Source organism: Streptomyces sp. NPDC056486 (assembly GCF_042795295.1).
Taxonomy (GTDB): domain Bacteria; phylum Actinomycetota; class Actinomycetes; order Streptomycetales; family Streptomycetaceae; genus Streptomyces.
The window spans coordinates 19,777-27,587 of the sequence record NZ_JBHTSF010000119.1; the positions used below are offsets into that span (position 1 = coordinate 19,777).

A 7,811-nucleotide genomic window follows, 5' to 3' on the forward strand; every position below is an offset into this window, starting at 1 on the left:
CGGCAGCGCACAGTCCGGGGGGACTTACAACGGGGGAACATTCGGGGCCATCATCCCTGACCTGCTTCATCCGCGTTGCTCCTCGCGCTCGCAACACATCCAACCCACACTCAATTCGCGCTCGTTCCGGAATTCCAGAAAAAGCGCGAAACACGAGTAACAGTACGAGGAGTTCATGTGCCGAACGGCACCGAACGCGTTCTCGCCGAAGTCCTGGCCGGTGTCGCACGGGTGGACCATGTTCCGCCCGACAGCCACTTCTTCGACGATCTGTGCGCCAACTCACTTGTCATGGCCCACTTTTGTGCCCGGGTACGCAAACACGCGGACCTGCCGGCGGTATCGATGAAGGATGTTTACGGCTACCCGACGATCCGCAAGTTGGCCGCCGCCATCGACGATGCGCCGGTCGTGAAAGTGTTCGAGCCCGAGCCGCCTCCGCCACCCGGCAGTACACCCCGCTATGTCGTGTGCGGGGCACTGCAGTTGCTCGTCTTCGCCCTGTACTGCGCGGGGGCCGGGATGATCACCGCCCGGGGTTTCGAGTGGGTCTTCGCGGGCGCCGGCTTCGCCGATGTCTACGCGCGCTCGGCGCTGTTCGGCGCAGCGGTGTTCCTCGGCGCGTGCATCGTGCCCGTGGCGGCGAAGTGGCTGCTCGTCGGCCGCTGGTGGGAGACCGAGTTCCCGGTGTGGAGCCTCGCCTACTTCCGCTTCTGGCTGGTGAAGTCGCTGCTGCACGCGAACCCGATGGCACTGTTCGTCGGCAACCCGGTCTACGTGCTGTACCTGCGGCTGCTCGGCGCGCGGATCGGGCCGGGGGTCACGATCCTCTCCCACTCCGTCCCGGTCTGCACCGACCTGCTGACGATCGGCGGGGGCACCGTGATCCGCAAGGAGGCCTACTTCCTGGGCTACCGGTCCCACGCCGGTGTCATCCGCACGGGTCCTGTCACCCTGGGCCGGGACGTCTTCGTCGGCGAGAAAACGGTCCTCGACATCGGTACGTCGATGGGGGACGGCGCCCAGCTGGGCCACGCGTCGGCGCTGTACGACGGCGCCGCGGTGCCCGCCGGGCAGCACTGGCACGGCTCCCCCGCCGAGCGCACCGGCGTCGACTACGTACGGGTACCGGCAGCCGTCTGCTCCAACCCGCGCCGGGCCCTGTTCGCGGTGGGCGGGCTGCTCCAGGCGCTCCTCGTCGTCCTGCCGCTCGCGATCGGCGGGACCGAACTGCTGCTCACCGAAGCACCCGCGCTCGACGTGCTGGTCGAGCCTGACAGCCATGACCTGGCCTCGCCGACGTTCTACGCCGAGGCGCTCGTTCTGTCGATCGCCGGATTCCTGGCGTTCCTTCTCATCGGCCTCGCCGCCGTGTCCCTGGTGCCGCGCGTGCTGCGGCCGATACTGCGCCCGGACCGCACCTATCCGCTGTACGGCCTGCACTACTCGGTGCAGCGCTCGATCGCCCGGATGACCAACATCAAGTTCTTCAAGTGGCTGTGCGGCGACAGCTCGTACATCGTTCCCTACCTGCGGGCCATCGGGTACGACCTCTCGCAGGTGGAGCAGACCGGCTCCAACTTCGGCACCGAGGTGCAGCACGAGTCGCCGTACCTGGCCAAGGTCGGCAGCGGCACGATGGTCGCCGACGGTCTTTCGATCATGAACGCCGACTTCTCCGCGACCTCGTTCCGCGTCGCGCGCGCGTCGATCGGGCCGCACAACTTCCTGGGCAACCACATCGCCTACCCGGCGGGCGGCCGCACCGGCGAGAACTGCCTGCTCGCGACGAAGGTGATGATCCCGCTGGAGGGGCCGGTCCGCGAGGGCGTGGGGCTGCTCGGCTCGCCGCCCTTCGAGATTCCGCGCACCGTGGAGCGCGACACCCGCTTCGACCATCTGCGCGAAGGCGCCGAGCTGCACCGCAGGCTGTCCGCGAAGAACCGCTACAACCTGCGCTCGATGGCGCTGCACCTGTTCCTGCGGTGGCTGCACTGGTTCGCGCTGACGGCGATCGCGTTCACCGCCTTCGACCTGTACGACGTGGCGGGCGGGCTCCTCATCGGCGCCTCCATGGTCGTCGGTCTGGCGTTCAGCACCGGGTACTACATCCTGATCGAGCGGCTGATCTGCCGCTTCCGGCCGCTCGTTCCGCAGCTGTGCTCGATCTACGACCCGTACTTCCGGTGGCACGAGCGGCTGTGGAAGGTGCCCGACAACCACCTCGTGGTGTTCAACGGGACACCGTTCAAGAACGTGGTGTGGCGGCTGCTCGGCGTACGGCTCGGCCGCCGGGTCTTCGACGACGGTGTCTCCATCACCGAGCGCACGCTGGTGACGATCGGCGACGACGTCACCCTCGCAGCGCACACCAAGGTGCAGGCCCACTCGCAGGAGGACGGCACCTTCAAGTCCGACCGCATCGCCATCGGCGCGGGCTGCACGCTCGGCACCGGAGCGCTGGTGCACTACGGCGTGACGCTGGGCGAGGGCTCGGTACTCGCCCCCGACTCCTTCCTGATGAAGGGCGAACAGGTGCCCCCACGGGCGCGGTGGGGCGGCAATCCGGCGGTAGGGAGGTAGGGCCATGACCACGATCCCGCAGTGGACGCGCATCCCGCGTCCGGGTACGGCGGAGTACGAAATACCGCTTCCCGAGGGCCTGTTGGCCTCACCATCCGCCCTGGATGCCGCGCACGAGCGCGTGCTCGCCGAGCTGTCCGCCGAGCGCGACGACACCGCGCTCGCGGTGAGCGTCACGGGCCGCGTCCTGCGGCTGCGCTACCGCACGGACGTCCTCGACCGCGAGGCCGCGGGCCGGATCGCCGGCTACCACCTGGCCGCGCTCACCGACCCCGGCCGCCGGAGCCTGCTTTCCGAGGCCGAACTCCGGTTTCAGCTGACGGAGTTGGCGGGACCGCACCGTGCGCTGCCCGACCGGCGCGTGCACGAGCTGTTCGAGGAGCAGGCGGCTGCTCACCCGGATGCGGTGGCCGTCGTCGCGCGGGACGGGCAGTGGACGTACGGGGAGCTCAACTCCCGGGCCAATCAGATCGGCCGGGCGCTGATCGCGCGCGGGCTGCGGCCCGAGGGCGTCGTCGCGGTGGTGAGCGAGCGGACCATGGAGTGGATGGCCGCCGTCCTCGGTGTCCTGAAGGCGGGCGGTGTGTATCTGCCCGTCGAGCCGCACTTCCCCGCAGCCCGCATCGCGACGACGCTCGCCCGGGCGGACTGCGACCTCGTCATCGCCGATGAGGGCCGCGCCCTCCCAGGTAGCGCCCTCCCCGGTGACACCCTCTCCGTGGCAACGGCCTGCGCCGAGGGCCATGCGGACGGCGATCTCGGCGTGCCCGTCGCGGCGGACCAGCTCGCCTACATCTACTTCACGTCCGGCTCCACCGGCGAGCCCAAGGGCGCGATGTGCGAGCACGCGGGGTTCCTGAACCACGTACTCGCCAAACTCGACGACCTCGGCATCGGCACAGGTCAAGTGGTGGCGCAGACCGCGCCCCAGTGCTTCGACATCTCCCTGTGGCAGCTGCTCTCCGCACTGCTCGTGGGCGGACGGACGCTGCTTGTGGAGCAGGACGCGATCCTGGACGTGCCGCGCTTCGTGGACACCGTCGAGCGCGGCCGGGTCAATGTGCTCCAGGTGGTGCCGTCGTACCTGGAGGCCGTCCTGGCCGAACTGGACGCGCGGCCCCGCGAACTGCCCGACCTGCACTGCGTGTCGGTGACCGGCGAGGCGGTGAAGAAGGAGCTGGTGCGGCGCTGGTTCGCGGCACGGCCCGGGGTCCGGCTCGTCAATGCCTACGGTCTCACCGAGACGTCCGACGACACCAACCACGAGGTCATGGACCGGGTGCCGGAACACGACCGGGTGCCGCTCGGCAGGCCCGTCGCCAACGTACGGATCTACGTCGTCGACGAGGACCTGGTGCCCGTGCCGCTCGGGGCGCCCGGCGAGATCGTCTTCTCGGGGGTCTGCGTCGGGCGCGGCTACGTGAATGACCCCGAGCGCACCAAGGCGGCGTTCGGTGAGGACCCCTACCGGCCGGGCGAGCGGCTCTACCGCAGCGGTGACCACGGACGCTGGCTGCCCGACGGGAAGCTGGAGTTCCTGGGCCGCAGGGACGGCCAGGTGAAGATCCGCGGGTTCCGCGTCGAGATCGGCGAGATCGAGAACGCGCTCCTTCGCGTGGACGGCGTCCGCGACGGCGCGGTGATCGTCGTACGGGGCACGCAGCTCGCCGCGTTCTGCGCAGGACCGCGGCCGGTGGACGCGGGGGTCGTGCGGGAGCGGGTGGCCGCGTCGCTGCCCGCCTACATGGTCCCGGCCGTCGTGCACTGGCGCGAGCGGCTGCCGCTGACCGCCAACGGCAAGATTGACCGCCGGGCGCTCACCGCGCTCGCCGAGCAGCTCGCCGGCGGCACCGACCTGCCCCGTACGGACGTCGAGCGCAGGATCGCCGCCGCCTGGGCCGACGTGCTCGGCGTCCCCGCCGACCGGATCGGCCGAAACGACCACTTCTTCGACCTCGGCGGCTCCTCGCTCTCCGCCGTGAAGCTCGTGATCGCCCTGGATCGGGTGATCACCCTCAAGGACGTCATCGACCATCCGGTCCTCGCGGATCTCGCGGGACTGATCGACCGGACTACCGCTCAGCGCCGATGAAAAGAAGGGAACACTTGATGCACCGCTCGACTCCGTCCCCGCTACCCGACGACATCGTGCTCGTACCGGGCAGCCCACCCCTGCTGAGCGCCGCCACCGGCGGTGACCCGGAGGGCTGGGCTGCCGAGCACCACGACGCGCTGCGGGCCACCGTCGCCGCCCACGGTTCTGTCCTGGTCCGCGGTCTCGGCCTCGCCGAACCCGGCGCAGCGGCAGCCGTCTTCCGGCGGCTCTCCCACTCCCTGATGCCCGACCAGGAGCCGTTCGCGCCCCGGCGCAACTACACGGAGGGCGTGTACTCGTCCACCAAGTGGCCGCCGAACCAGCAGATGTGTATGCACCATGAGATGAGCTACGCCCTGGAGTTCCCCGGCATGCTCCTGTTCGCCTGCCTTGAGGCGCCCGCCTCCGGCGGGGCGACCGGCGTCGCCGACGGGGTGGCCGTCCTGGACGCGCTGCCCGCCGAGCTGACCGAGCGGTTCGAGAAGGAGGGCTGGATCCTCGCACGGTCGTACCACGACGAGATCGGGGCGTCGGCCGCCGAGGCGTTCGGCACCGACGACCGCGACGCCGTCTCCGAGTACTGCCGTGCCCACGCCATCGACTTCGAGTGGCAGTCCGACGGCTCGCTCCGTACCCGCCAGCGCCGCAGCGCCGTGATCCACCACCCGGTCGGCGGACGCCGCCTCTGGTTCAACCAGATCGCCTTTCTCAGCGAGTGGACGATGGACGCCGAGGTGCGCGAGTACCTCACCGACGTCTACGGCCCCGACGGGCTGCCGTTCACCACGTGCTTCGGCAACGGCGATCCGATCGGCGAGGACGTCGTCCGCGCGATCAACGAGGTGTACGACGCGCACACGCTCCGCGAGCCGTGGCGCTCCGGCGACCTGCTGCTCGTCGACAACCTGCGCACCGCGCACAGCAGAGAGCCCTTCGACGGCCCGCGCGAGGTCCTAGCCGGACTCGCCGATCCGGTCAGGCTCGCCGACTGCAAGCCCACGGTCGAGGTGATCAGCGCATGACCGGCACCGCTCCGGCCTTCGCCGTGATATCCGGCCGCCAGGTCCAACAGGCCCTGAACGCGAAGGAAGTAGAGATCGCCGGGCTCATCGAGGGCGTGTACCGGCTGCACGGCGCGGGCGAGACCGTGAACCCGCCGTCGTACTTCCTGCGCTTTCCCGACCGCCCGTCGGCGCGGATCATCGCGCTGCCCGCCTCGCTCGGCGGGCCGCTGCGGGTGGACGGCCTCAAGTGGATCTCCAGCTTTCCCGACAACACCAGCTCCGGCCTGCCCCGGGCATCGGCCGTACTCATCCTCAACGATCCCGACACCGGATACCCGTACGCCTGCCTGGAGAGCTCGGTCATCAGCGCCACCCGCACGGCGTCATCGGCAGTGCTCGCCGCGGACCGGCTGAGCCGCGACAGGACCCGTCCGACGCGCGTCGGCTTCCTCGGCACCGGCCTCATCGCCCGCTACGTCCACACTCATCTCGCCGCCAACGGCTGGGAGTTCGACGAGACGGGCGTGCACGACCTGTCCGCGGACAGCGCGGCCGGGTTCCGCGGCTATCTGGAGCGGGCCGGAACCAAGGGGCGGATCACGGTGCACGACACCGCCGAGACGCTGGTCCGCGAGAGCGACCTGCTTGTCGTGGCGACGATCGCCGCCGAGCCGCACGTCCACGACCTGTCGTGGTTCGACCACCACCCGCTGGTGCTGCACCTCTCGCTGCGCGACCTCGCGCCCGAGATCCTGCTGGCTTCGGCCAATGTCGTCGACGACGTCGAGCACTGCCTCAAGGCGAACACCTCCCCGCACCTGGCCGAACAGCTCACCGGCAAGCGGGAGTTCATCGACGGCACGCTGGAGGACGTACTTTCCGGACGGGTCGCCGTACCGGCGGACCGCACGGTGGTGTTCTCGCCGTTCGGTCTGGGGGTACTCGACCTCGCGGTCGGCCGCTTCGTCCACGACGAGGTGGCCCGGCGAGGCGAACTCAGCGTCGTCGACGGGTTTTTCCACGAGTTGAGCCGGTACGGCTGACGGCAGATTCGTGGTGCGCAAGGGGGGACACGGGGGACATATTAGGGGGGAACCATGCCTGTCATTTCGGATCCTGCGAGGTTCAACGAAGAACAGCTCTACGTCGACCTGCGGGCCGCGCTGGGGCTGCCGCTGTACTTGAAGTGCGAGGGGTTCAACTTCGCCGGTTCGATCAAACTGAAGGCCGCCAACGAAATGGTGGACGCCGCCGAGCGTGACGGCCGGCTGCGCCCCGGTTCGGTGCTCGTCGAATCCTCGTCCGGGAACCTGGGGGTGGCGCTCAGCGTCATCGCGGCAAGCCGCGGCCACCGGTTCCTGTGCGTGACCGACGTGCGGTGCAACCAGCCGACGATCCGGCTCATGGAGGCGCTCGGCAGCCACGTGCACGTCATCGAGGAACCGGCAGGGGACGAGGGACTGCTGGGTGCGCGGCGCGCGTACGTGCGGGCGCTGTGCGCGGCCGACGACCGGTACGTGTGGCTCGACCAGTACAACAACCAGGCCAACTGGAAGGCGCACTACCGCACCACGGCCCCGGCCATCGCCGATCACTTCCCGCGCCTGGACGTCCTGTTCGTCGGGGCGGGCACCACGGGGACGCTGATGGGGTGCGCCCGGTGGTTCTGGCAGTGGAGGCGCCGGGTGCGCATCGTCGCCGTCGACAGCGTCGGCTCGGTGAGCTTCGGCGGGCCGCCGAGCCGGCGGCTGATACCGGGGCTCGGCACGAGCGTGCCGCCGCCCATGCTCGACAGGTCGTACATCGACGACGTGGTGCACGTCGAGGAGTCGGACACCGTCCGCGCCTGCCGGTCCCTGGCGAGCCGGGGATTCCTCTTCGGCGGTTCGACCGGCACGGTGATCAGCGGCGCGCAGCGGTGGCTTCAGCAGCACGGCCGGCGCGGCATGACGTCGGTGGCGATCGCCCCGGACCTCGGTGAGCGCTACCTGGACACCGTCTACCGGGAGGGCTGGTCGCCGGCCGAGGCTGAGGTCGAGGCCGAGGCCGAGCGGAGGGAGGTGGCCGCGATGGCCTCTCTGGCGAGCTGAGCACCGGCTGAGCTGACCACCGGCGGCGCGGTCGTGGCC

General features: G+C 70.0%; 5 protein-coding genes. All 5 read left to right on the plus strand.

All coding sequences use genetic code 11. From position 1 onward, the window contains the following. Positions 1-177: 177 nt before the first annotated feature. The 5 genes from ACFQ7F_RS33595 to sbnA are packed head-to-tail and all read left to right on the plus strand — an operon-like array spanning position 178 to position 7,772. The gene (locus tag ACFQ7F_RS33595) at positions 178-2,583 is read left to right on the plus strand and encodes a Pls/PosA family non-ribosomal peptide synthetase (protein WP_383278856.1); all 2,406 of its coding nucleotides are present in this window, start codon (positions 178-180) and stop codon (positions 2,581-2,583) included. Between the two features lie 4 nt (positions 2,584-2,587). Beyond that, the gene (locus ACFQ7F_RS33600) at positions 2,588-4,675 is read left to right on the plus strand and encodes an amino acid adenylation domain-containing protein (protein WP_383278859.1); all 2,088 of its coding nucleotides are present in this window, start codon (positions 2,588-2,590) and stop codon (positions 4,673-4,675) included. A gap of 17 nt (positions 4,676-4,692) precedes the next feature. After that, positions 4,693-5,700, plus strand: coding sequence for a TauD/TfdA family dioxygenase (locus ACFQ7F_RS33605; protein WP_383278862.1), 1,008 nt, complete (start codon positions 4,693-4,695; stop codon positions 5,698-5,700). Next, positions 5,697-6,725, plus strand: a complete 1,029-nt coding sequence (gene sbnB, locus ACFQ7F_RS33610; RefSeq protein ID WP_383278865.1) for a 2,3-diaminopropionate biosynthesis protein SbnB — start codon at positions 5,697-5,699, stop codon at positions 6,723-6,725. Before ACFQ7F_RS33605 ends, sbnB begins: the two co-directional genes overlap by 4 nt. Positions 6,726-6,779: 54 nt before the next feature. Further along, positions 6,780-7,772, plus strand: coding sequence for a 2,3-diaminopropionate biosynthesis protein SbnA (gene sbnA / locus ACFQ7F_RS33615; protein WP_383278868.1), 993 nt, complete (start codon positions 6,780-6,782; stop codon positions 7,770-7,772). Positions 7,773-7,811 lie beyond the last annotated feature (39 nt).